Below are 21,890 nucleotides of genomic sequence, written 5' to 3'. Positions count from 1 at the left end.
AAAGCAAACAAAAAGCCACCCGGAAGGGTGGCTTTCTTGGTCTTTTCTTATTCAGCGGATTCTGTGGAAGGTCCGGCTTCATAAACCACAGGAGATTCTTCTTCCTGAACCGGCGCTTCCTCTTTCTTTTCCTCGAGCAGAGCTCTCATCGAAAGGCTGACACGTTTTTTCTCAATGTCCAGCTCGGTGATCTTGACCTGAACTTCCTGACCAATAGAAAGAACATCCGAAGGCTTATTAATCCGCTCATTCGCAATCTGACTGATATGAATGAGGCCGTCAACACCTGGAATAATCTGGGCAAAAGCGCCGAACGGAGTCATCGAAACGATCTTCACCGTGCAGACTGCACCGACTTCATACTGATTCTTCATGATTTCCCACGGATTGTCTTCGGTTTTCTTGTAGCCCAGAGAGATCTTCTTGTTTTCAGCATCGATGTCTTTAATATAAACCTCAACCGTGTCGCCTACTTTGACGACTTCGGACGGATGTTTGATTCTGTTCCAGCTCAGCTCGGAAATGTGCACCATACCGTCAACGCCACCAAGGTTGACGAATGCACCGTAGCTTGTGAGGGACTTGACGGTTCCTGTATATTTCTTGCCGACCTCGGCATCTTTCCAGAACTGATCCTCAAGCTCTTTTTTCTGCTCGCGCAGGACGGCACGAATAGAACCGACCGCACGTTTGCGCTGACGGTTGACTTCCAGAATCTTGAACTGCACCTTCTGTTTGAGCAGATCCTCAAGGCTGTCGTTTCTGGACATCGTAGCCTGGGAAGCGGGGATGAATACCTTTACCCCGTTGGTCAGAGCCAGAACGCCGCCCTTAATGACTTCCACGACAACGCCTTCCAGAATCTCCTCGGTATCGGCGGCGCCCATCACCTTTTCAAAGCCCGCGATCTGGTCAAGGCGCTTCTTGGAGAGCATAACAGTACCCTCCACATCGTTGACGCGGACAACCAGCAGCTCCAGCTCATCGCCGATCTTGGCAAGATCTTCTGTTTTCGCGTTGGGGTCATCTGTGAGTTCGTTCAGCGGAACATAACCCGCATGTTTTGTTCCAATATCAACAGAAATTTCGTTCGGGGCGATTCCCGTGACGACACCGGTTACTTTCTCCTTGTTATATATTGTTTTGAAGGATTGATTCAGCATCTCCTCAAAAGAAAGTTCGTCCTGATCTTTTAAAATCTCACTCATTGTTTTATGTACCTCCTTAATTATGCAAGCCGGCGTTGACGCACCAGCTGTAACACCAATTTTATTATAACCGCTCCAATCCACCTCATGCAATTCCCCTGCATTTTCCACAAAAAAGGTGTCACAATACGCCCTGCAAATCTGAACAAGCTTTGCCGTGTTGGAGCTGTGCCGCCCGCCTACAACAATCATCGCGTCGTTTTCGGCAGCAAGTTTTCTTGCTTCGGACTGACGTTTTTCAGTAGCAATACATATTGTATCAAATATTTTTAGCTTTGTACACACCTTTTTTAGTTTTTCTACACATTTTTGCCACTCCGACTGGGAAAAAGTTGTTTGTGACACCAAAACAACCTCTGAATTTCCATATTTTTCAATCTCATTCAGCAGTTGCTCCAGCTCGGTCACAGAACCGAACGTCAAAAAGCGCCCGCGGCAATATCCCGCGATGCCCTCCACTTCCGGATGATGCAAATCGCCCGCAATCAGAAGCAGTGTTTCGGGCGGTACGTTCGCCACAATCCGATGAATTTTTTCCACAAACGGGCAGGTTGCGTCGATGACTTTGCACCCGCAGGCTTTCAATTCCTCATAAACGAATAAAGCCACGCCGTGGGAGCGGATAATGACCGTGCGTCCGCAGCTCTCATTCGGATGCTGAATGGGCTCTATGCCGGTATGAGAGAGCTGCTCCACAATCTGTGTATTATGAATCAGTTCCCCCAGCGTGCAGGTAGGCTCCCCTAGCCGCGCCTGTTCCAGCGCTTTGTCCACCGCGCGCTGCACGCCGAAACAGAACCCGGCTGTTTTGGCAACTGTAATCACTGTTTTCCCTCCAGAAGGCCGATGATCCGATCCATGATCAGCCGGCTTGCCGCTTTGATTTCAGCGGTCGACTGTGTGCCCGGCGTAAAGTTTAATTCTTCGCCGCGAATCAATTTTCCGTAACGCACGGTAACCTTTGTGCGAAAGCCCAGCTTCTCGCCGTAACACACGGCACATGGAAGCAGATCCGCCCCTGTCTGCATGGCAATCAGCGCCGCACCAGATTTAGGCCTCTGCGGAGCTCCGGTAAGCGACCTCGTCCCCTCCGGAAACATGCCCAGCACCTTTCCGCCGCGGATCAGGTCGACTGCCCAGTCAATCGCGCCGGTATCGCCTTTTCCGCGCTCCACCGGAAACGCGCCCAGGTGCTTAAGCAGCCATCCCAGCAAAGGATTCTGGAAAAGCTCCACTTTTGCCATAAAGCAGACCTGCGCACGGATGCCTGTCACCACAAACAGAGGGTCAAAGTTTGTGCGGTGGTTCGCCACCAAAATATATCCTGTGCCAGGAATGTTCTCTTTGCCCTCAATCTTGACGGAAAACAGAATCCGCAGAAGGATCATGCAAAGGCTCCGTCCGGCTTTATATAACATCGCACAGCCTCTTCTCAACGATTTTCAAAATCTGCTCAATTGATTCCTCCATACGGTTACCCGTCGTATCCGCAAGTATCGCGTCGTCCGCCTGTTTGAGCGGGGCAACCGCACGGTGCGAATCGTTATAGTCCCGCTGCCTGACCTCCGCCAGCAGCGTATCATAGTCCACCTGCTGCCCTTTCTGCGTCAGCTCTTCAAACCGCCGCCGGGCGCGTTCTTCCGCGGAAGCCGTCAGAAAGATTTTTACCTGCGCATGCGGCAGAACCACTGTTCCGATGTCGCGCCCGTCCATGACGACATGATTGTTTTTCGCAAAACTGCGCTGAAGCTCAAACAGGAATTCCCGGACAGCGGGAATCGCACTGACATTGCTGGCAGCCATGGAAATTTCGTTGCGGCGGATATCTGCCGAGACATCCCGGCCATTTAGAAATACACGCTGCTCGCCGTCAATAAAACGAAGTTCAACCTTGATCTGCTTCAGCGCGGGAATGACCACATCAGGATCGGCGGTATCGTCGCCCTGCTCAAAAACAGCGAGCCCGATTGCCCGGTAAAGCGCGCCTGTATCCACATAAAGATAGCCCAGCTTTTGCGCAACCGCGCGTGCAATGGTACTTTTTCCGGCTCCGGCCGGTCCGTCGATGGCAATTGCCGTCATCGCTATAACCTCCAAATGAAAATTGTGGTTTACTGTTCCGGGCACAGGCTCTGAGCGGCCAGAAAAGCGGTTGCAAACGCAATCTGCAGATTGAATCCGCCGGTAAACGCGTCCACGTCAATCACTTCCCCGGCGAAAAACAACCCATTTATCAGCTTTGATTCCATCGTCTTTGGCGAAATTTCTTTCACAGACACCCCGCCCGACGTAATAATCGCTTCCTCAATGGGCCGGAAACGGATCGGTGTCAGCGGCAGCGCTTTGATCAGTGAGACCAGCTTCCTGCGCTGTTCGCGCGTAACCGAATTTACCTTGGTATCCGCCGGAATGCCGGACAGGCGTACCACCACCGGAATCATTTTGCGTGGAAGCAGGGCGTCCAGCGAGTTCGCAAAGTCTTTATTTTTCTGTTCCTCGAAATCCCGCAGGATACGGGCATCCAGCTGATCCGGCTCCAGGGCCGGCTTCATATCGATGCTCATCCGGTAGGTTTGGGGCGGTTCCGTCATATAAGAAGAAGCCGACAGCACCAGCGGCCCCGATATCCCGAAATGCGTAAACAGCATTTCGCCAAGCTCCTGATAGACAACTTTGTTGTTTGCATTCTTTAAAGTGAGCGTCACATTTTTCAAAGACAGCCCCATCATCTCGGCACACCACGGTTCGGCGGTCACCACAGGAACCAGCGACGGCCTCGAGGGTATCACAGAATGGCCCAATTGCGCCGCCAGCCGGTACCCGTCCCCGTTGCTGCCGGTCAGCGGATAGCTGGCGCCGCCGGTTGCAATGACCACGGCGGCGGCATCAAATTTCTGCCGGTCTTCGCATACAACGCCGGTGACTGCGCCGTTTTCACAGCTGACCGCGGCCGCCCGCGTTTTCGGTACGATTTTGACGCCGGACTGTTTTGCAAACGCCGTCAGGGTGTCAACAATCTCCACAGCCTTATCCGAGACCGGAAAAACGCGGCTGCCGCGTTCCGTTTTCAGCGGCACGCCCCGCTCCTCAAAAAACCGCATGGTATCCGCGGGCGCAAACGCATGGATTGCGCTGTATAAGAATCGGGGATTCGTGCGCACATTCTGCAAAAAATCCTCCGGGGTGCAGTTATTGGTCACATTGCAGCGGCCCTTTCCGGTAATCAGCAGTTTCCGGGCAGGCTTTGCGTTTTTGTCCAATACCGTAACGTCCAAACCGCGCTGCGCCGCCAGCCCCGCGCAGAACAGCCCGGCGGCTCCCCCGCCAATGATAACCGCTTTATTGCTCACCGACATCTTCCTCATGTTTTTCATAAACTTCGTATTCGTCCCAAATACGCTCCAGACGCGCATAGGTCTGCGCAATTTCGTCTCTCTTTTTGAGCCCGACCGCGACAATCAGTGCATTGATCAGCGAAAGCGGCGCGACAAGCGAATCTATAAACGAAACCATGTCGCTGCGCGCCATGAGGACATGGTCGGCAACCTCCGCTATGGGAGATTTCATGGAATCGGTGATTGCAATGACCTTCGCGCCGTTCGTCCTTGCGTAATGCGAAGCCTGTACCGTCCGTTTGGAATAACGCGGAAAGCTGATCCCGATAAACACGTCGCCCGGGCCGATGCGCATAATCTGCTCAAACATTTCGCTGCGGCTGGTTGTGTTGATGAGCCGCACGCTCGGAAAGATATGGTTGAAGTAGAAGCTGAGGAACTGTGCCAGTGCGGAGGAGGACCGGACGCCGATAATATAGATATTTTTTGCCTCGCAGATCCCTGCCACGGCGGCTTCAAAATCCCTGCCGCTGGTTTCCTCCAGTGTGCGGCGGATTTTTTCGATATCTTTCCCCAATACCTTGGGCAGGACGTTGGAAGACTCCAGCTGTTCACTTGTGGCATCCATGCGCTGCACCGTGGTCAGCTTGTTCCGAATCAGTTCCTGCAGCGCTTTCTGCAGTTCCGGATACCCTTCATAGCCAACCTCTGAAGCGAAGCGCACCACTGTGGATTCGCTCACCCCAACTGTAGCGCCCAACTTGGATGCGGTCATAAACGCGGCCTTATCAAAATGATTGACAATAAATCCGGCAATCAGCCGCTGTCCTTTCGAAAATTTAGGCATCATCTGCCCGATTACCGTCAGTAAATCACTATTCATTTCCGGAATCCTCTCTTACCCCTATTTCATATCTCATCATATCATATCTTAAATTCCTGCAAAAATCAAGCAAGAAAGCAAAATCAGCAAGTAAAAATGCAGGAACTTCTTCAAATCCCTGCATTTTTATAAAAGTGCCTGAAAAGGCCCTGATTTTAATAAAAGCTCATTTTGACGTGCTTTCCCATCTTTTCCAGATGTTTTTGCAGGTCTTCCATTAAGCGGAGTTTAATAGAGAGATCAATCGGCATGTTGGGATTCTGATGGGCCGGGTTCATCGCCCGGCCTACAAACAGGTTGACATCGGTCGCATCCTCGAACAGCATTTTGGCAATGAGAGAAGCTCCGTCGCGTTTCCCCTCCCAGTCGCAGTTGGCGCTTGGAGACGAGGCGTACCGCTTGGCAAGTTCCACCACGCGTCCCATAGTAAGCACTCCTTCGGTGCAGAGGTCCACGCCGTCTATGTATCCGATGGGGGGGATGCTCGGGTCGAGATAATCAATTTTGGTTTTTACCGCGGTTTTCAGGAAACGGGCGGCCAGTGTGGAGGTTGTCCCGCCGCAGACGATGGTCTTCCCATCCTTGGAAAAGAAAAGCTCCATCACCTTTTCGTCATCCTCCGGATTGACCGGCGGGCCGATCATCAGATTCACCAGCTGCCGTTCGCGGATGCGCAGCACCCCGACCGTCGTATCGTCCCCAGGCTTACCCATATATAAATCATGGCAGGCACCGCTCACCAGTTTTGCCACCGTTTTTGCCGACATGTCAGGGCGGTAACGCTCCTCCAGATATTCAATTACATTCGGCCTTTCCCAGCCGAAGTTGAGCGACTGGCCGACGCCGGCGTGAATGACGCCGTCGCTCATCAGCAGAAACAGGTCTCCTAGATGAATCTGAAAGCGGGATTCAAAAATTTTTTTGCCGGATATGATTTTTTCATATTTGGGGTAATCGTAATTTTTGCCGTCACGCAGCAGGACAACATCCGGATTGTCATACTGGATGAGATAAACATCCTTGTTGCGGTAGACCTTGATAATCGTAAAGGTGGAATAAGCGACCTGCCGCACCGAACAGACCGGCAGGGTCTGCGCGATGGTCGTAACACATTCCTCAATCGGCATATCGGAATCCATCATCGTAGCGATGATCTGCGCCGTCAGCGTGGAAAGGATGTTTGCTTTGACGCCGCTGCCCAGCCCGTCCGCCAGCACCATCGTAAAGTCGCCTTCCGGCGTCCGGTTTTTTACCATGACCCGGTCCCCACACAGTTCTTCCCCTACCTTATTGAGGCTGACGTAGCCGTTTTCCATAAACAGTCGGTCCATCATTCATCCTCCGAGAGCACCGTGTTCTTGATCTTTGAAAGTGCTATTTTCGTTTCCGCAGTCGTTTCACCGAGCAGGGAAGCAATTTCCTGCACAATCCGCATCTGCTTTTCAATTACCTTGTCGGTGATTTCAATCGTCTGCGCACGGGTTTCCCGATATTTCTCACGGCGCCTCTGCTCGCCCGTAATATCCTTGATGATACCGAACAGCAGGTTATGTTCCCCGTCCAGAACGACTGTCAGTTCAATGTACTTATTGTATTCCGACAAATACAGTTTTTTGTCTATGATATCGTTTCCGGTGTCCAGTACGTTCTGGAAGTCCGTGGGGTCCATCAGGTCAATAATCATCGAGCCCACCATTGTCTGCGCGCTGACATTGAACAGGTGGCAGGCCGGCATATTCATCCGCTGGATGCACAGCTTGTCGTCCAGAACAAAAATCGCGTTCGGGCTGACATTAAACACGTTATCGGAAAAGGATTCTGCCTTCTCCAGCAGGAACGGCAGGCACATGGTAATGTCCGCCTTGCCGTTATACACCGCTTTCGCTTTTTCCCGACAGGTCGGATAGCCGCAGCTGCCGCAGTTGAGCTCGTGCTCCGGCTTTGTTTTTCCCATCTTTGCGAGAATTTCCGTAATTGCGCTTTCGGGGGGCTGCACTTCATGCACAAATTCATTGGGGATGGAGCGCAGCAGCCCGAACCGTGCCTCGGCACTGAAATCCGGTTTCCTGCGTTCATCCGGCTGGGCGTAGCTGTCCACCCGCACATGGCTGCGCAGAAAATTTTCCTGATAGGCTTTGGTAGACGGACCGTTGATGCAGCTGCCGGTACAGGCATTCATCTCGACAAAATAGCCTTTGAGCCCGCCGCGCTGAATCTCCTCAATCGCAAGGATACAGTTTTCCACCCCGTCCACCGCGAGATAGTTCCAGCCGGTATTCTCGGTGTGCATACATTTGATGATACCGCCGACGCGCGGGAAAAAGCGGGACGCGCGCCCCTCCTGTTCCGCAACAGCTTCCCGTTCCGGAACAATTCCGCGCTGCTTAAACCATTGTTCCAGCTCGTCAAACGTCAGCACACAGTCCACATAGCCGGGGACTTTTTCCATCTCTTTCTTTTTGGAGATGCATGGCCCGATAAATACGACATAAGCGTCCGGATAGTCTTGCTTGATCAGCCGGGCGCTCGCCATCATCGGCGAGAGGACCGGCGCGATAAACGGGATTGCCGCGGGGTAATATTTCTGGATCAGCGTGACAACCGTACTGCAGCAGGACGAGATGATGACCTCCTGACTGTTTTCCCGGATCATCCGCTCATACTCGCTTTTGACAATATAAGCGCCCTCTGCGGTTTCGCGTACGGCGAAAAAGCCCAGCTCTTTCAGGCAGGCTTCCATCTTTTCAATACCGGAAACGGGGAACTCGCTGATGAAGGATGGGGCCAAAGTCGCAATGACCCGGCGCCCGCTGCCGATCGCGCCGATCACTTCGGTCAGATCGTTGCGCACCTTCTTCGCATTCTGAGGACAGGCCACGACACACCGTCCGCAGAGAATGCATTCCTCGTTAATAATTTTCGCCTGGTTATCCGCAAAGCGGATGGACTTGACCGGACAGGCACGGATACATTTATGGCAATTCTTACAGTTGGCTTTTTTTAAGGATAAAACGTCCGTCATAAGTTTACCGCAGCTCCTTCAGAACCATCTTATTGAACACATCTTCCGCATTGTCCCGGCTGAGGCCGGTTACAAGCTGGCCGTCGATTTTGGCGGACACACCGTTTTGGCAGTATCCCAAACAGAACGAAGCATTCAGGCTGACCTTGTCTTCCAGATGATTTTGCGCAATTAAATCTTTAAATGCTTTGATGACATCGTAGGAGCCTTTGAGATGGCAGGAGCTCCCAATGCAGATATAGATTTCCATAGCGTTTCCCCCGTTCAGTCATTTCGATGGGAGTTCTGTACAAACTGTCCAAAATATCAGAATGCTCCATCACACTATTAACAGGATACTACAAAATTTTTGTTTTTTCAATGCGCCAGGTTATGTTCCAGAAACAGACGGGATCTATCTATTTGGGTCTGATTCTTATTTTATCATATTGTTAATATTTTGACAACCAGAAATCTGTTCCTTTCGCCGCCGATTTCCACGGTTACCTTGCTGTATCAGCTCATTTTAAGAGACTGCGCCTTTCCTGATAGTCAGGCATTGCTTTTGCCATCGCCGCATGGAATCCTTTTTGATGGTTGGGATACAGGAAGTGCATATATTCATGCATCACCACATATTCTACCGCTGCCAGCGGCTTTTCAAAAAGCTGCTGATTCAGCGTAATGCGATGTTTTGCCGGGTAGCATACACCCCATCGGGATTTCATCCAGCGTACGCGCAGTTCCGGCTTTTCTCCGATTTTTGCAGCAAACATCGGATAAATCCGGTCGCTGATCATTGTAAACAGCGCTAGGCATTCCTGGTTGGAGTGCGTATCCTTAGGAATCGTTGTCCGGCCGCGCAGCCGTTCCCGCGCAGCTGCAAGCCAGTTTGCTTTCGATTCCACAAACCGGTCGATTTCCGAAACCGGGACCCGCTTCGGAGCGGATACCCACACAGTTCCGTCCGGATACACCCGCATATTCAGGTTTTTCACCTTTTTATAAGTTAACTGGTAGCTGATATTCCCAGTTGTCCGCGTCATATGAACCGCCCCCAATGCCGCTTTTTATCATAACAGCCCGGCGAAGGGATGTCCAGACGCTGTCAAGAAAGTATTTCATGCGTTTTTTCAATCCTTGGTGACTTTGGCCGGGCGGTATGTTATGATAAAAGAAAAAAGGAGGGATTCCTATGGCTTTCAGCGGTATATTTATGCTTGGTATTGTAATATTAATTGCTGTCATAGTAGTGGGCGCTGTGCTGTTTATCAGTAAAAAATAATGTAAATCACTTCAGGCGTGCCTTTGTATGCAGGCCGGTTTGATTTTTGATCATTCAATTGGGGGGATCATCTTGGAACTTTCCTTGCAGCATGAAAATCATCGCATCTATGCCATCGATCAAGGTGGGCGGGTCATTGCGGAGATCACCTTCCCGGCTGTCTCTGACAAAACGGTTGACATCGACCACACCTTTGTGGACCCTTCCCTGCGCGGGCAGGGCGTCGCGGATTCCCTGATGCGTGCCGCTGTCGCGGATATCCAGGTAAAGGGAATGAAAACAAGGACATCCTGCCCATACGCCGAGAATTGGTTTTTAAAACACGAAGAATTCTCTGACATGCTGGATAAGTGATCCGGCTATCTTCGTCTATCGGCAGACCGTATTTTTGAACAAACCGATGGATCCAGCATATGGTATTATGAGGTGAAATTTTATGTCACAGCTGAAATGTCTTTCCGGAGAAAAGATAGCCTATCTTGCTGCGACTGCCGCCGTTGCAATATCAGAAGGGCTGGATACAGACGATCTTAATATTTTATGTAACTTTTTCAACGCGGTCGGTGACAGTCTTGGCATCATCGCCTCCCAGCAGGCGGCATGTGCGGCAGACAGCACCCCGGACATCACATTTGGGCGGTAGACAGGTTTTCCCTTAACCAATTGCATAAAGCTGAAGCGCCGGTGCATATTTGCACCGGCGCTTATTTAAAATACAGGGCAAGGGCGTATTTCCCTGTTTCCTGTATTCGGACATTAGAACATCGGCTGTATCTGGCGATGCTGCAATGCCGCTTTTAAAGCCGGCTCCAGCTGATCAAAGTTAGCTACCATAGAGGTCGGCTTTCGCTCCGGATCATCCTGATGCATCGGCACAAAATAGACATTTTTTGCGTTCAGCAGGGTACCTATATTGCGGGCAGAAGCTCCAAGGGCATCGTTTGTGGACACCGCCAAAACCAGAGGGTTTCCGTTGCGCAGTGTCGATTTGGCAGCCATTGTGACCGCAGAATCATTGATCCCGTTTGCCAGCTTTCCCAGTGTGTTTCCGGTACATGGCACGATTACCATCGCATCCAGGAGATTTTGGGGTCCAATGGGTTCCACTTCTTCAATCGTGCTCCAGATTTTTTTCCCGCAGATTTCTTCGATCTGTTTGATCCAGTCAGATGCCTTTCCAAAACGGTTCTCCGATACGCAGGAGATTGATGAGAGAATCGGAGTGATCTCATAGGTGTTTCCTAATTGCTTCAAAACCGATATTACTTGTTCCCAAGTGCAAAAGGAGCCGGTCATCCCGAATCCAATTCTTAATTTTCCCACTATGCATCGCCTCTTTCACGCAAACAATTCTCGACCGTCTCCCAAATAAACTCTCCCGCTGAAATCGGAGACGTTTTCCCGGGCAGTGAAAGCGCCCATATTGTTTTGACACCCAGTTCTCCGGCTGCATCCAGATCGATACCTCCCGGACGGGAAGCCAAATCTATCAACAGCGTTGTGCTGCGAATTAAGCTCAACTCTTCTCTGTTTAAAACTTTAGCCGGCACTGTATTGAACACGATATCCGCATCATGCAGATAACGTTTCAGCTCCCCGAATGGGATCGGTTCACAGCCTTCGGCCTGTATTTGCGCAAGGTCGCCATATTTCCGCGCAGCTACCGCCACGCTTGCGCTCATTCCGTTCAATATGCGCATCAATGATCTTGCGATGCGCCCATGACCGACAATCAGGCAATGCGACCCAAACAGAGCGACCGGCTGTTCCTCCACAGCAATTGCAACAGCCGCTTCCGCGGTAATAGCCGCGTTTTTAACAGCGAGTTCTTCCCGCTCCAGATAATCTGTAATGGAATGTCCATACTTCTTGGCGAGTTTGGCGGCAGCATCCACTTTTCCCGCAAAAATCGCCGTCCCCGGCTTAATTGACTCAAAACAATGCTTCAATGAAAGCTTACGCTTGGAGAATGGAGCGTTTATATTGCTATCGTCAACTGAAAGGGGCAGCGGCAATATCACGACGTCACAGCGGGGAAGCACAGTTTCCAGCGGTTCCTCGCAGATCAGTTCCCGAAGAAGAGTCGGATTTTCCTCCAGCAGCAGCGGATAGACCGTGTTGCCCTCCGCGGCAATCCGGTTGGCAATATGTGCCTGCCGCAAGTCTCCGCCAATTACGGCATATGTTTTATATGGAACCATAATAATAACCCCCATAGGATTTTCTGACATCTTTTCAGATACCATATCCTATGAGGGTCGTTTATTTTGGGTGATTATTCACTGTTTGTCCTGATCAATTACCCTGATTTTATTTTTTTGCATTTTATCCTGTGTGACATCGATGATCTGCGATGCCTGAGGGCGCTGCTTTTGCATCATTTTTCGCTCCAGCCGGTTTCTCCTTCGCATTTTTGCGCGATATTTCCGAAGAACGTACAGCCTGAGAAGAAAAATCCCCAAAAAAGCCAACAGCAGGATGCCGGCACAGACAGCCACAACAATCATCCAAATTCGCCCGGAATCCTTTTTCTGGGACGGCGGGTCGGATATTGCTGTCACCTCCACAGGTGTTCCCTGAACCAGAGTTTGTTCGAGCGGGAAAACACCTACTGTGGTATCCATAAACGAATCGGAGCTTGCCGGCGCCTGCAGCGTAACCTCCTGTCCTGAGGTATTCAGCGCACAGCTTAAATCCTGAAGGCTGACCGCATCGGGCAGCAGTACGCGCATTTGCGCCTTAGGCAAGTAGGCGGCCTGCTGTGTATCAATGCGGGAGGTCACAAAATCCGGCGGAACCGCCACCCGTTTAAAATGATCAAATCCATAATCCAGCAATGCGGTGGAATCCTTAAACTCCGCGTCCACCGTTCCGGCGGCTTTCAGCACCACGGAAATCAGCGTAACGCCGTCCCGCTCGGCCAGAGTGACAAGCGTCTTGCCCGCTTCTTCCGTCCACCCGGTCTTTCCGGCAAACGCGCCCGGGTAGGTGTCGTTCAGGCAAAACATGTACTGCTGGTTATTGAGCATCCGGGTATCCTTTTGTTTATTGGTAGGCGGGATCTCATAATGCTGGGTACCCGCCAGGCTCCGGAATTCCGGATGGGTCAGTCCCTCTTTTGCAAACAGCGCCAGATCATAGGCGCTGGTATAGTGATTGTCATCCGGCAGCCCGTTGGCATTGGTGAAATGCGTATCATTCGCGCCAAGCTGCGCCGCCCGCTCATTCATCTGTTTCGCAAAATTTGCGATCGTGCCGGCGAGATGAATCGCAATGGCATTCGCCGCGTCGTTGGCCGATTCCACCATCATCGCATATTCCAGCTGTTCAAACGTCAGCTGTTCTCCCTGCGTCAGGGCAATGTGCGTGGTGTTGCGCGGAACGGTCTCGACACATTCGTCATTAATCGTAACAATGTCCGACGACTTGCCACGCTCCATGGCAAGCAGCAGGGTCAGCAGCTTGGTCGTTGACGCCGGATATTTTCTCGCGTGCATTTGTTTTCCATAAATCACCTGCCCGGTATCCGCGTCCATCAGCACTGCGGCTTCAGAGTAAAGGCTCGGGGGAACCGGTACTTCAGCCGCCGATATGTAATTGGGGTATATGGAAAAAGCAATCAAAGACGCCAGTATACAGGCTAATTTTTTCAGCATATTTCTAAGTCCTCTATCGAAAAGTAAAAAATATCAAAAAACAATCGATATTATTATATACCATAAAGCCGTCTAAATTTGTGAAAAAAGTGTAAAATAAGACACAAAAAGGGGACCCTTACGGGTTCCCTTCTTTTTCCGCCGATTCATGCTCATGAGCCTGCTGATTTGTGATATGTTCGTGATAGGCTGCCAAAATACTCTCCTCCATCATATGGCGCGCCCCGGTGGTAATCGGATGGGCAATATCGCGGAAAATTCCATTTTCGTCCCTTCTGCTGGGCATCGCAACAAACAGGCGCTCCGGCCCCTCAATTACCTTGATATCATGCACGGCGAACTCTCCGTCGATGGTCAGTGAAACTAACGCGCGCAGCCGTGTGTCCTGATAGGTACGTCGAATTTTAATATCGGTGATGGTCATGCTGCATTTCCTCCTAAATGTTTGTCAATGATAGTATTTGGCAGGCCGGGGAAAGTTATGCAGCAGCTGCTTGTCCACTTGAATTTTTCACAAAAACACCCTATACTGGATAAGATAAAGCATGATAACCAATGATCACTATTGAAAACTGGCGGCTTGTACAGAAATCTTTTAGGCTGGCGGTTGTTTCTGCTATGTTTTCGCATCGGTCTGGCCCACGCCGGAAACGGTGCGCATACAAACTTTTCCATTTACCTGTTTTGGGGGAAAGTATAGGTGAATTCTACGTGCCGTGCAGGACGGCGGAATGGAGCTTGCAATGTTCGACGGAAAACTGTTGGAAAACGCAAAACATATTCATTTTATCGGGGTCGGCGGGTCAGGAATGTATCCGCTCGTCCAGATTTTACACAGCAAAGGCTACCGCATTTCCGGGAGCGATAACAATGAAACCGACACCCTTGCGCTTGAACGGGAGATGGGTGTGGAAGTATTTCTGGGGCAGCGCGCCGAAAATATCGGCGGCGCCGATTTGATCGTTTACACCGCTGCGATTATGAGCGACAATCCCGAGCTTCGCGCCGCAAAGGGCAGCGGCGTCCCCACGATTGAACGCGCGGAGCTGCTGGGTTATCTGACCTCGCGGTATCAAAACTGCATCTGTGTCTGCGGCACCCACGGCAAGACCACCACGACTTCCATGATCACGCAGGTTTTGGTCGGCGCCGGGCTGGACCCGACTGCGGTCATCGGCGGAAAGCTCCCGCTGATTCACGGAAGCGGCTGTGTAGGTAAAAGTGACATCATGGTCTGCGAAGCCTGCGAGTTCAACGATCACTTTTTGCAGCTTTTCCCCGATATTGCCGTCATTTTGAATGTCGATGCCGACCATCTCGACTATTTTGGAACGATCGAGAATGTCATCCGTTCCTTTCACCGATTTGCGTCCCTGGCGCAGAAAGCGGTTTTCTATAACGGCGACGACGCGAATACCGTTAAGGCAATGGAGGGCATATCCGGCAAAGAGCTGCTGACGTTTGGCTGGTCGGATCATTGCGACTACTACCCCGCCGAAATTGTGCATGAAGGCGCGGAGTCCTCTTTTGACCTGTATTCCGGCAAAAATAGACTGGGGCGTTTTACCATCCATGTTCCCGGACGGCATAACATTCTCAACGCGGTCGCAGCCATTGCCGCCGCCCTTTACGTTGGAACCCCTGTCGAAGCAATGAAAGAGCAGCTCGCCGGATTCCGCGGCGCGGCACGCAGGTTTGAAATTCTGGGAAAGGTACGCGGCATCACGATCGCGGACGACTACGCCCACCATCCCGCAGAAATTGCCGTTACGCTGAAAGCCGCCAAGGAGCTGCATTTCAATCAGGTCTGGGCGGTATTCCAGCCGTTTACCTATTCCCGTACAAAGCTTCTGATGGATGATTTCGCAAAGGCGCTGTCGCTGGCCGACAAAGTCGTGATGTCTGAAATTATGGGGAGCCGGGAGAAAAATACGGACGGTATTTATACCAGCCAGCTTGCCGAAAAAATCCCCGGTTCGGTCTGGTTCCCTGAATTTGAAGAAATTACCGATTATGTCACGACGAACGCCCAGCCCGGAGACCTGGTTATTACACTGGGCTGCGGCGACGTCAACAAATGTGCCAAAATGATGCTGAAAAGATAGAAACAAGGATAAGCCGCCGGTGTCGCGGCAAAAACAGAAGAACCACTCCGGTTATCGGGGTGGTTCTTCTGTTTTTGGCTGATAGTCAAAACGGCGCCGTGCGGCATATCCTGCATGTAAGGAGGTGTTTGGCAATGCCAGTTCAAAGCGTAATCGTAAGGAACAATACGCTGAAAGATACGATGTATTATCGGGAAACGGCGGTTTTAAGCTATAAAATCAATTATCCGCTGTTTATTTCACCGGTATTTCAGGGAACCGCGCTCAGAATCAGTTTATTTTATCAGGCTAACGCGCTCGCGTTTGAGCATTACTGCAGGACCAGGCTTTATCGGATGGCCGTAGAACAATACAGGGAATCCATGGAGCATGATTACCCAGTCAGGGAATTTCAGGCGGAGCAGGACTATACCGTCACCTACCGGCAGAATTGCGCACTCAGCCTTTACTATGACCGGTACGAATATACCGGAGGGGCACACGGCAATACGGTAAGGAGCTCGGATACCTGGAATCTGCAAAGCGGACGCAGGCTTTCGCTTTCACAGCTGTTCCCCGGAAACGCCAACTATCGAACATATCTGATCAAAACTATTCAAAAACAAATCGCTGACCAGATTAAAGCCGGTGACAATCCATATTTCGAGGATTATGAGGAAAACGTATCCAATAGTTTTGACGAAAGCAACTTTTATCTGAAACCGGAGGGATTGGTGATTTACTTCCAGCTTTATGAAATCGCCCCTTATGTCGCCGGAATCCGCGAATTTGTGATCCCGTATTCGCCGAGAGGGCCTCGTCGCCCGGTGTGCGGCAGGGCTCAATAAACAGGCTGAGTCCCTCAAGAAGCTTTCCCATGGAAACCAAACAAGAAAGCCATGCAAAATCCCCCTTGCCCGCGTCGCGGGCGAGGGGATTTTTGTTGGAAACCGGACCACAAAATTTTAAAAGCGGCCGTATCTCAGTAAAAGATCGGAATCAGCATTCATAAGAATAGAAGGGAATCTGGAATCAAGGAGGTTGTTCATGAAAAAACTGATTTTTGTTTTTCTTGCCTCCATTCTGCTGGCGGGCTGCGCGGTGAAAGAGGAATGCACGGCTTTTGCCAAAATACTGCAAAGATCCGATCATCGTTCTGAAAAAGCGGAACAGGCTCTATTACCTTCTGCGGGGCTTACGCCCCGGGAGATTATCGAACTATTTCTGGATTTACAGTATCAGGCATACACCAGCCTGAAAAATGCCGATTACAGCCGCCTGATGGATATGGGCCAAATTCAGAACCGCAATGAAGCGGCATGGCTGGATACGCTGATCCTGCGCAGAAAACTGATCGCCGAAAATCGGTTCTGCTATGTGGAAACCCGCCATTTTCCATATACCATTCACTTCGACCGGGACGCAAATGACGAACGTATGGAGTTCTGGGAAAAAGAAGAATTCGCGGACAGCACGGAAACGATCATCCATTTTACAATCACAGGTGAGAAAGGGCGCGCCTACCCGCCTTTTTTCGCAGTAAACGCCCAGCACACGATGAAGCTCAAGCAGATAAGCGGCGGATGGGTCATTACTTTCCACTACTACCCGGGATCGGAACGCAAATTCGGCCGGGATTCCCTGCTTGAACCGCCATCAAAACAGGACCTGCTGAAAAGCCTGCAAAACGAGTTTCGCAAAGAGACAGTTCGATATGACGTTCAGCAAACAGACCGGCCGCCCGGTTCCATCCCCTATAACAGCAGACAGGCCGTTCGTTATGCAAAAGCTTACACGGAAACGCCGAACCCCGCCTTTTACCGGATCAGCGACTGGATGGGGAACTGTTCCAACTTTACATCGCAGTGCATCTGGTATGGCTTCAGCGGAGGGGAGCAGGACGCGGTTGAACGGCGGGACGAAATGACCGGGGAATGGTTCGCGGGATCAGGGGGCGGGTCACCCGCATGGGAAAATGTGGCGCATTTCTGGGGGTATGCGTCGGAAGAGATGGAATACGGGCTTAAAGGCGATGTTGTGGACACGATTTTACAGTTAAAGCCCGGCGGTCTGATTCAGGTATGCGCAAGTGGTTACGAGGGTTCCGGAGAGGAGGGATATAATCACAGCCTGCTGCTTGTTGACCAGCCTACCCTGATGCTTGCGCAGAATACGCCCGACTGCTTTGTCTATTACTCCGACCTTGCAAATGTAGAGATGCGTTTTTTGAATCCAAAGTATCTGACAGAATGATAAAAACGGGCGGAAGCATTTCCGCCCGTTTTTCGAAAGAACCTGTTTTCAGTAAATCTCATTGGCGCTGAGAATTTTCACGCCCTTTTCCTGAAGCGTCCGGATGGCTGCGTCATTATCCTCCACGCGAAGAATCACAAAAGCGGTTTTTTCCGCCTTGCTGACGAAAGCGTACATATACTCCACCGCAATATTCGCGTCCCTGAGCACCTCCAGCGCGGCGGCAAGCCCGCCGGGGCGGTCCTCAACACCCACGCCGATCACATCGGTCTGCGAAACGGTGAACCCCTGTTCTTTCAGCGCCGATTCCGCGCGCGAAGGATGGTTGACAATCAGGCGCAGAATACCGAAATTCGTGGTATCTGCGATAGAAAGCGCACGGATGTCGATATCTTTTTTATAAAGTGCGTCGGTAATCTCCGCAAGCCTGCCCGGCTGGTTTTCCACAAAAACGGATAACTGCTTAATGATCATTGCTCAACACCCATTCTGCCGATATCCGGCTTTTATTTGCCACTTTATGGTTTTATTATATCATTCCAGGCAGCGTTTGTCGATAACGCGTTTTGCTTTTCCTTCGCTGCGCGCGATCGTTTTCGGGGAAACAAGATGCACCACGGCGGCGATTCCAAGCGTGGATTCGAGCGCGCCGCGGATTTCCTTTTCGCGCTTTTCGATCAGGCGTACCGCGTCGAAGGTCATATGCTCATCCATTTCCACCTGCACCTCAAGCGTATCCAGTGCGCCCACGCGATCCACAATCAGCTGGTAGTTGGGCGTGGTGCCGCTGAACTGGAGCAGAACGCTTTCCACCTGCGACGGGAACACATTGACGCCGCGGATAATCAGCATGTCGTCGGTCCGGCCGGCCGGTTTTGTCATCTTGATGAACGTGCGCCCGCAGGAGCAGGGCTTGCGGGTGAGCATCGCGATATCGCGGGTGCGGTAGCGGATGAGCGGCAGCGCTTCCTTGGTGATGCAGGTAAAGACCAGTTCGCCCATGACGCCTTCCGGGAGCACCTCGCCGGTATCCGGGTCGATGATCTCCGCGATAAAATGGTCTTCATTGATATGCATGCCGGACTGTTCCGGACATTCATAGGAAACGCCCGGGCCCATGATTTCCGAAAGGCCGTAAATGTCATAGGCTTTGATCGCCAGCATCCGCTCGATTTCCTGACGCATATGCTCCGTCCACGGCTCAGCGCCGAAAACGCCCGCGCGCAGTTTCAGGGTTTTTGGGTCGATACCCATTTCGCGCACCGTCTCCCCCATGTAAAGCGCATAGGACGGGGTGCAGCAGAGGATGTCCGAACCAAAATCCTGCATAATCTGAATCTGGCGTTTGGTGTTGCCGGTGGAAACCGGGATAACCGACGCGCCCAGCGCGGTTGCGCCCTGATGCAGGCCCAATCCGCCTGTAAACAGGCCGTAGCCATAAGAAATATGTACAAAGTCGTTTTTCGAACCGCCCGCGGCCACCAACGCGCGCGCGGTAATCTCCGCCCAGACGTCGAGATCGTTCTGGGTGTAACCGACAACCGTCTGCTTTCCGGTCGTGCCGGAGGACGCGTGGATACGCACCACCTGGTCCTGCGGCACCGCAAACAGGCCGTACGGATAGTTGTCCCTCAAATCCTGCTTATAGGTAAAAGGAAGCTTGCTCAAATCGTCCACCGACCGGATATCCTCCGGTTTCAGCCCCAGCTTGTCAAACCGATCGCGATAAAACGGAACATTTTCATAGACATGTCGCACCGTTTTGATCAAACGGTAGGACTGGAGCGCGCGAAGTTCCCCGAGCGGGGCGCATTCAATGGGATCGCGGTACTGCGGCACAATGATCACTCCTGTAAATTTATTTTGAAACTGCGTGGCGTCCAAGCTCGAACGCTTTTCTGTTCAGCTCAAGAAATTTGGCAGGGACGGTCGTTTCAATCGTCTTCTGCCATACTTCGTCTGAAAAATCCAGCATGGCGGACAGCACCCCGATCAGCACCACATTGACCGCCTTTGCGCTGCCGGCCTCATGCGCCAGAGCCAGCGCGTCCAGCGCCATTACCTGAACGCCCTTTTCCCTGATTTTTTCCAGAATAACCGACGGATACTCCATTGCGCCGGTAATGACCGGCATTGGGGAAATCTGCTGGTCATTGACGATCAGCCTGCCGCCTTTTTTGAGGTAGGACAGCCATCTCGCGGCCTCCAGTTTTTCAAAGGAGACAATCGCGTCTGCTTCCCCTTCCGTGATAACCGGGGAATACACCTTGTCGCCGTAGGTGACATAGGTAACGACCGAACCGCCGCGCTGTGCCATTCCGTGCACTTCCGATACTTTGACGTCAAAGCCCTGCGCCATCAGCACATTTCCCATCAGCCTGGAAGCCAGCAGGGAGCCCTGACCGCCCACACCTACAATCATAATCTTTTTCACGCTCATTTTGCCGCCTCCTCAGCGGATTGGATTGCTCCGAAACCGCACATCTTTTTGCACAGGTCACAGCCCACGCACAGCGTATCGTCGATCACGATTCTGCCGCCGACGATGCTGATCGCGGGACAGCCGATCTTCATGCACATTTTACAGCTTTTGCATTTTTCCTGATTAACTGCCAGCGCGGGCTTGTGCTTGACGCACTTTAAGAGTGCGCAGGGACGCCTTGTAATGATGACCGAAGGCTCATCCGCTTCGAGTTCCTCCCGGATAACCGCTTCCAGTTCTTTCAGCTCGTTGGGGTCGACCACGCGCACACGTCTGACGCCCGCCGCCTCGCAGATTTTTTCAATGGAAACCTGCGGTGTAGGCTGATTTTTCAGCGTCAGCCCGGTGGTGGGGTTCTGCTGGTGGCCGGTCATGCCGGTGATGGAATTGTCCAGCACAATCACCGTGGAATTGCCGCGGTTATAGGTAATATCAATCAGTCCGGTAATACCGGAATGCATAAAGGTCGAGTCTCCGATGACCGCAACCGATTTGCGGGCGGAATCACCGCCGCGCGCGAGATTGAACCCATGCAGGCCCGATACCGACGCACCCATGCAGATGGTGGTGTCCACCGCGTTCAGCGGCGGAAGGGCGCCGAGCGTATAGCAGCCGATATCGCCGCTTACCATGACTTTCAGCTTGTTCAGCGTATAGAACAGGCCGCGGTGGGGACAGCCCGGGCAGAGGACAGGCGGGCGCACCGGAATTGTTTCACCGAACCCGAAGGATTCCGGCACAGGCTGACCCAGAGCCGCCGCAACCTTCCGCTGGGAAAGCTCGCCGAGCAGGCCGAACAAGGACTTCCCTTCCGTCTGGATGCCATTCGCCTTGCAATGTGTTTCAATGACGGGGTCAAGCTCCTCCACAACGTAGAGTGTATCTACCTGCGAAGCAAACTGGCGGATCAAATCCACCGGCAAGGGATTCACCATGCCGAGCTTGAGGACGCTCGCCTGCGGGAACGCTTCTTTGACATACTGATAGCAGATGCCCGCGGTGACAAACCCAATCTTTTTGTCGCCGTATTCGATGCGGTTCAGCCCCGTTGTTTCCGCAAGGGCCGCCAGCCTGCGCATACGCTCTTCAACCACCACATGGCGGCCGATCGCGTTGCCGGGCATCATCACATATTTTTTGGGGTCCTTCACATACGGCCTGACAGGAACTTCCGCCCGTTCGCCGGTCTCCACAATACTCTGGGAATGTGCCACGCGGGTACAGGTGCGCAGGATGACCGGCGTATCGTATTCTTCCGAAAGGTCATAGGCCGCCTTCACAAAATCAATGCATTCCTGAGAATCCGCCGGTTCCAGCATCGGCAGCTTTGACGCCACGGCGTAGTGACGGGAATCCTGCTCGTTCTGGGAGCTGTGCATTCCCTGGTCGTCCGCAACGCAGAGAATGAAACCGCCGCCCACTCCCGTATAGGAAGCTGTAAACAGCGGGTCGGCCGCCACGTTAAGCCCCACATGCTTCATCGCGCAGAACGAGCGCGCGCCGCCGATCGAGGCGCCGAGCGCCACTTCGCAGGCAACCTTTTCATTCGGCGCCCATTCGGCATAAATCTCGTTATAAAGACTCACATATTCGGTAATTTCGGTGGAGGGGGTTCCCGGATAACTGGAAACTACCCTGCATCCGGCCTCAAAAAGGCCTCTGGCAACCGCCTGATTGCCCAACATCAACTGTTTCAATGTATC

At 52.0% G+C, this 21,890-nt stretch carries 22 protein-coding genes; 5 read left to right on the top strand and 17 right to left on the bottom strand.

What is annotated here, in order from left to right:
- Nucleotides 1–47: 47 nt before the first annotated feature.
- The 9 genes from C1A10_RS06935 to C1A10_RS06895 form a co-directional block, all read right to left on the bottom strand.
- On the bottom strand, nucleotides 48–2,033 hold the full coding sequence (locus C1A10_RS06935; protein WP_101909556.1) for a bifunctional 4-hydroxy-3-methylbut-2-enyl diphosphate reductase/30S ribosomal protein S1: 1,986 nt from the start codon (nucleotides 2,031–2,033) through the stop codon (nucleotides 48–50).
- Entirely contained in the window at nucleotides 2,030–2,626 is a 597-nt protein-coding gene (locus tag C1A10_RS06930; protein ID WP_101909555.1) for a lysophospholipid acyltransferase family protein, read from the bottom strand. The genes C1A10_RS06935 and C1A10_RS06930 overlap by 4 nt, the downstream gene beginning before the upstream one ends.
- Nucleotides 2,616–3,290, bottom strand: coding sequence for a (d)CMP kinase (gene cmk / locus C1A10_RS06925; RefSeq protein WP_101909554.1), 675 nt, complete (start codon nucleotides 3,288–3,290; stop codon nucleotides 2,616–2,618). The genes C1A10_RS06930 and cmk overlap by 11 nt, the downstream gene beginning before the upstream one ends.
- 29 nt (nucleotides 3,291–3,319) lie before the next feature.
- Nucleotides 3,320–4,582 (bottom strand): BaiN/RdsA family NAD(P)/FAD-dependent oxidoreductase, encoded by a 1,263-nt coding sequence (locus tag C1A10_RS06920; RefSeq protein WP_242968855.1) that lies wholly within the window; start codon nucleotides 4,580–4,582, stop codon nucleotides 3,320–3,322.
- On the bottom strand, nucleotides 4,548–5,426 hold the full coding sequence (locus C1A10_RS06915) for a MurR/RpiR family transcriptional regulator (RefSeq protein ID WP_101909553.1): 879 nt from the start codon (nucleotides 5,424–5,426) through the stop codon (nucleotides 4,548–4,550). The genes C1A10_RS06920 and C1A10_RS06915 overlap by 35 nt, the downstream gene beginning before the upstream one ends.
- A gap of 155 nt (nucleotides 5,427–5,581) precedes the next feature.
- On the bottom strand, nucleotides 5,582–6,757 hold the full coding sequence (locus tag C1A10_RS06910) for a SpoIIE family protein phosphatase (RefSeq protein WP_101909552.1): 1,176 nt from the start codon (nucleotides 6,755–6,757) through the stop codon (nucleotides 5,582–5,584).
- Nucleotides 6,757–8,448: a [Fe-Fe] hydrogenase large subunit C-terminal domain-containing protein gene (locus C1A10_RS06905; protein WP_101909551.1), complete on the bottom strand. Its 1,692-nt coding sequence runs from the start codon at nucleotides 8,446–8,448 to the stop codon at nucleotides 6,757–6,759. Before C1A10_RS06905 ends, C1A10_RS06910 begins: the two co-directional genes overlap by 1 nt.
- Nucleotides 8,449–8,452: 4 nt before the next feature.
- Nucleotides 8,453–8,698, bottom strand: a complete 246-nt coding sequence (locus tag C1A10_RS06900; RefSeq protein WP_101909550.1) for a (2Fe-2S) ferredoxin domain-containing protein — start codon at nucleotides 8,696–8,698, stop codon at nucleotides 8,453–8,455.
- Nucleotides 8,699–8,948: 250 nt separating this feature from the next.
- Nucleotides 8,949–9,473: a M48 family metallopeptidase gene (locus tag C1A10_RS06895; protein WP_101909549.1), complete on the bottom strand. Its 525-nt coding sequence runs from the start codon at nucleotides 9,471–9,473 to the stop codon at nucleotides 8,949–8,951.
- A gap of 311 nt (nucleotides 9,474–9,784) precedes the next feature.
- Between C1A10_RS06895 and C1A10_RS06890 the strand changes: the two genes are divergently transcribed.
- A complete protein-coding gene (locus tag C1A10_RS06890) occupies nucleotides 9,785–10,066 on the top strand; it encodes a GNAT family N-acetyltransferase (protein ID WP_242968854.1) in 282 nt (93 codons plus the stop codon).
- 82 nt (nucleotides 10,067–10,148) lie between these two features.
- Nucleotides 10,149–10,355, top strand: coding sequence for a hypothetical protein (locus C1A10_RS06885; protein ID WP_101909547.1), 207 nt, complete (start codon nucleotides 10,149–10,151; stop codon nucleotides 10,353–10,355).
- Between the two features lie 113 nt (nucleotides 10,356–10,468).
- On the opposite strand, the gene C1A10_RS06880 is transcribed toward C1A10_RS06885, so the two are convergent.
- The 4 genes from C1A10_RS06880 to spoVG all read right to left on the bottom strand — a co-directional run bounded on the left by C1A10_RS06880 (nucleotide 10,469) and on the right by spoVG (nucleotide 13,792).
- Nucleotides 10,469–11,035 carry a dipicolinate synthase subunit B gene (locus tag C1A10_RS06880; protein ID WP_101909546.1) on the bottom strand — a complete coding sequence of 189 codons (567 nt, stop codon included), beginning with the start codon at nucleotides 11,033–11,035 and terminating at the stop codon, nucleotides 10,469–10,471.
- The gene (locus C1A10_RS06875; protein WP_180951028.1) at nucleotides 11,035–11,913 is read right to left on the bottom strand and encodes a dipicolinate synthase subunit DpsA; all 879 of its coding nucleotides are present in this window, start codon (nucleotides 11,911–11,913) and stop codon (nucleotides 11,035–11,037) included. The genes C1A10_RS06880 and C1A10_RS06875 overlap by 1 nt, the downstream gene beginning before the upstream one ends.
- Nucleotides 11,914–11,991: 78 nt before the next feature.
- The gene (locus tag C1A10_RS06870) at nucleotides 11,992–13,368 is read right to left on the bottom strand and encodes a D-alanyl-D-alanine carboxypeptidase family protein (RefSeq protein ID WP_101909544.1); all 1,377 of its coding nucleotides are present in this window, start codon (nucleotides 13,366–13,368) and stop codon (nucleotides 11,992–11,994) included.
- Between the two features lie 118 nt (nucleotides 13,369–13,486).
- A complete protein-coding gene (gene spoVG / locus C1A10_RS06865; protein WP_101909543.1) occupies nucleotides 13,487–13,792 on the bottom strand; it encodes a septation regulator SpoVG in 306 nt (101 codons plus the stop codon).
- Nucleotides 13,793–14,099: 307 nt separating this feature from the next.
- On the opposite strand from spoVG, the gene murC reads away from it, so the two are divergent.
- From murC to C1A10_RS06850, 3 genes are all read left to right on the top strand, one after another.
- The gene (gene murC / locus C1A10_RS06860; protein ID WP_242968853.1) at nucleotides 14,100–15,473 is read left to right on the top strand and encodes a UDP-N-acetylmuramate--L-alanine ligase; all 1,374 of its coding nucleotides are present in this window, start codon (nucleotides 14,100–14,102) and stop codon (nucleotides 15,471–15,473) included.
- Between the two features lie 134 nt (nucleotides 15,474–15,607).
- Nucleotides 15,608–16,300 carry a DUF3298 and DUF4163 domain-containing protein gene (locus C1A10_RS06855; protein ID WP_180951027.1) on the top strand — a complete coding sequence of 231 codons (693 nt, stop codon included), beginning with the start codon at nucleotides 15,608–15,610 and terminating at the stop codon, nucleotides 16,298–16,300.
- 199 nt (nucleotides 16,301–16,499) lie between these two features.
- Nucleotides 16,500–17,705, top strand: a complete 1,206-nt coding sequence (locus tag C1A10_RS06850) for an amidase domain-containing protein (protein ID WP_101909541.1) — start codon at nucleotides 16,500–16,502, stop codon at nucleotides 17,703–17,705.
- Between the two features lie 48 nt (nucleotides 17,706–17,753).
- On the opposite strand, the gene C1A10_RS06845 is transcribed toward C1A10_RS06850, so the two are convergent.
- From C1A10_RS06845 to iorA, 4 genes are read right to left on the bottom strand one after another with little or no spacing between them, the layout of a single operon-like run.
- On the bottom strand, nucleotides 17,754–18,179 hold the full coding sequence (locus C1A10_RS06845; protein ID WP_101909540.1) for an ACT domain-containing protein: 426 nt from the start codon (nucleotides 18,177–18,179) through the stop codon (nucleotides 17,754–17,756).
- Nucleotides 18,180–18,239: 60 nt separating this feature from the next.
- Nucleotides 18,240–19,544 carry a phenylacetate--CoA ligase family protein gene (locus C1A10_RS06840; RefSeq protein ID WP_101909539.1) on the bottom strand — a complete coding sequence of 435 codons (1,305 nt, stop codon included), beginning with the start codon at nucleotides 19,542–19,544 and terminating at the stop codon, nucleotides 18,240–18,242.
- A gap of 19 nt (nucleotides 19,545–19,563) precedes the next feature.
- Nucleotides 19,564–20,145, bottom strand: coding sequence for an indolepyruvate oxidoreductase subunit beta (locus tag C1A10_RS06835; protein WP_101909538.1), 582 nt, complete (start codon nucleotides 20,143–20,145; stop codon nucleotides 19,564–19,566).
- A complete protein-coding gene (gene iorA, locus C1A10_RS06830) occupies nucleotides 20,142–21,884 on the bottom strand; it encodes an indolepyruvate ferredoxin oxidoreductase subunit alpha (RefSeq protein ID WP_101909537.1) in 1,743 nt (580 codons plus the stop codon). Before iorA ends, C1A10_RS06835 begins: the two co-directional genes overlap by 4 nt.
- Nucleotides 21,885–21,890 lie beyond the last annotated feature (6 nt).

The organism is Marasmitruncus massiliensis, assembly GCF_900186535.1.
GTDB lineage: Bacteria > Bacillota > Clostridia > Oscillospirales > Ruminococcaceae > Anaerotruncus > Anaerotruncus massiliensis_A.
The sequence above is the reverse complement of the archived record's forward strand: the minus strand, read 5'-3'. Positions and strand labels throughout refer to the sequence as shown.

Bases quoted from the DNA above. Each gene is read 5' to 3' on its own strand.
- C1A10_RS06930 (WP_101909555.1), bottom strand. From the start codon at position 2,626: ATGTTATATAAAGCCGGACGGAGCCTTTGCATGATCCTTCTGCGGATT.
- cmk (WP_101909554.1), bottom strand. From the start codon at position 3,290: ATGACGGCAATTGCCATCGACGGACCGGCCGGAGCCGGAAAAAGTACC.
- C1A10_RS06920 (WP_242968855.1), bottom strand. From the start codon at position 4,582: ATGAAAAACATGAGGAAGATGTCGGTGAGCAATAAAGCGGTTATCATT.
- C1A10_RS06915 (WP_101909553.1), bottom strand. From the start codon at position 5,426: ATGAATAGTGATTTACTGACGGTAATCGGGCAGATGATGCCTAAATTT.
- C1A10_RS06910 (WP_101909552.1), bottom strand. From the start codon at position 6,757: ATGGACCGACTGTTTATGGAAAACGGCTACGTCAGCCTCAATAAGGTA.
- C1A10_RS06905 (WP_101909551.1), bottom strand. From the start codon at position 8,448: ATGACGGACGTTTTATCCTTAAAAAAAGCCAACTGTAAGAATTGCCAT.
- C1A10_RS06900 (WP_101909550.1), bottom strand. From the start codon at position 8,698: ATGGAAATCTATATCTGCATTGGGAGCTCCTGCCATCTCAAAGGCTCC.
- C1A10_RS06895 (WP_101909549.1), bottom strand. From the start codon at position 9,473: ATGACGCGGACAACTGGGAATATCAGCTACCAGTTAACTTATAAAAAG.
- C1A10_RS06885 (WP_101909547.1), top strand. From the start codon at position 10,149: ATGTCACAGCTGAAATGTCTTTCCGGAGAAAAGATAGCCTATCTTGCT.
- C1A10_RS06875 (WP_180951028.1), bottom strand. From the start codon at position 11,913: ATGGTTCCATATAAAACATATGCCGTAATTGGCGGAGACTTGCGGCAG.
- C1A10_RS06870 (WP_101909544.1), bottom strand. From the start codon at position 13,368: ATGCTGAAAAAATTAGCCTGTATACTGGCGTCTTTGATTGCTTTTTCC.
- spoVG (WP_101909543.1), bottom strand. From the start codon at position 13,792: ATGACCATCACCGATATTAAAATTCGACGTACCTATCAGGACACACGG.
- murC (WP_242968853.1), top strand. From the start codon at position 14,100: ATGGAGCTTGCAATGTTCGACGGAAAACTGTTGGAAAACGCAAAACAT.
- C1A10_RS06855 (WP_180951027.1), top strand. From the start codon at position 15,608: ATGCCAGTTCAAAGCGTAATCGTAAGGAACAATACGCTGAAAGATACG.
- C1A10_RS06850 (WP_101909541.1), top strand. From the start codon at position 16,500: ATGAAAAAACTGATTTTTGTTTTTCTTGCCTCCATTCTGCTGGCGGGC.
- C1A10_RS06845 (WP_101909540.1), bottom strand. From the start codon at position 18,179: ATGATCATTAAGCAGTTATCCGTTTTTGTGGAAAACCAGCCGGGCAGG.
- C1A10_RS06835 (WP_101909538.1), bottom strand. From the start codon at position 20,145: ATGAGCGTGAAAAAGATTATGATTGTAGGTGTGGGCGGTCAGGGCTCC.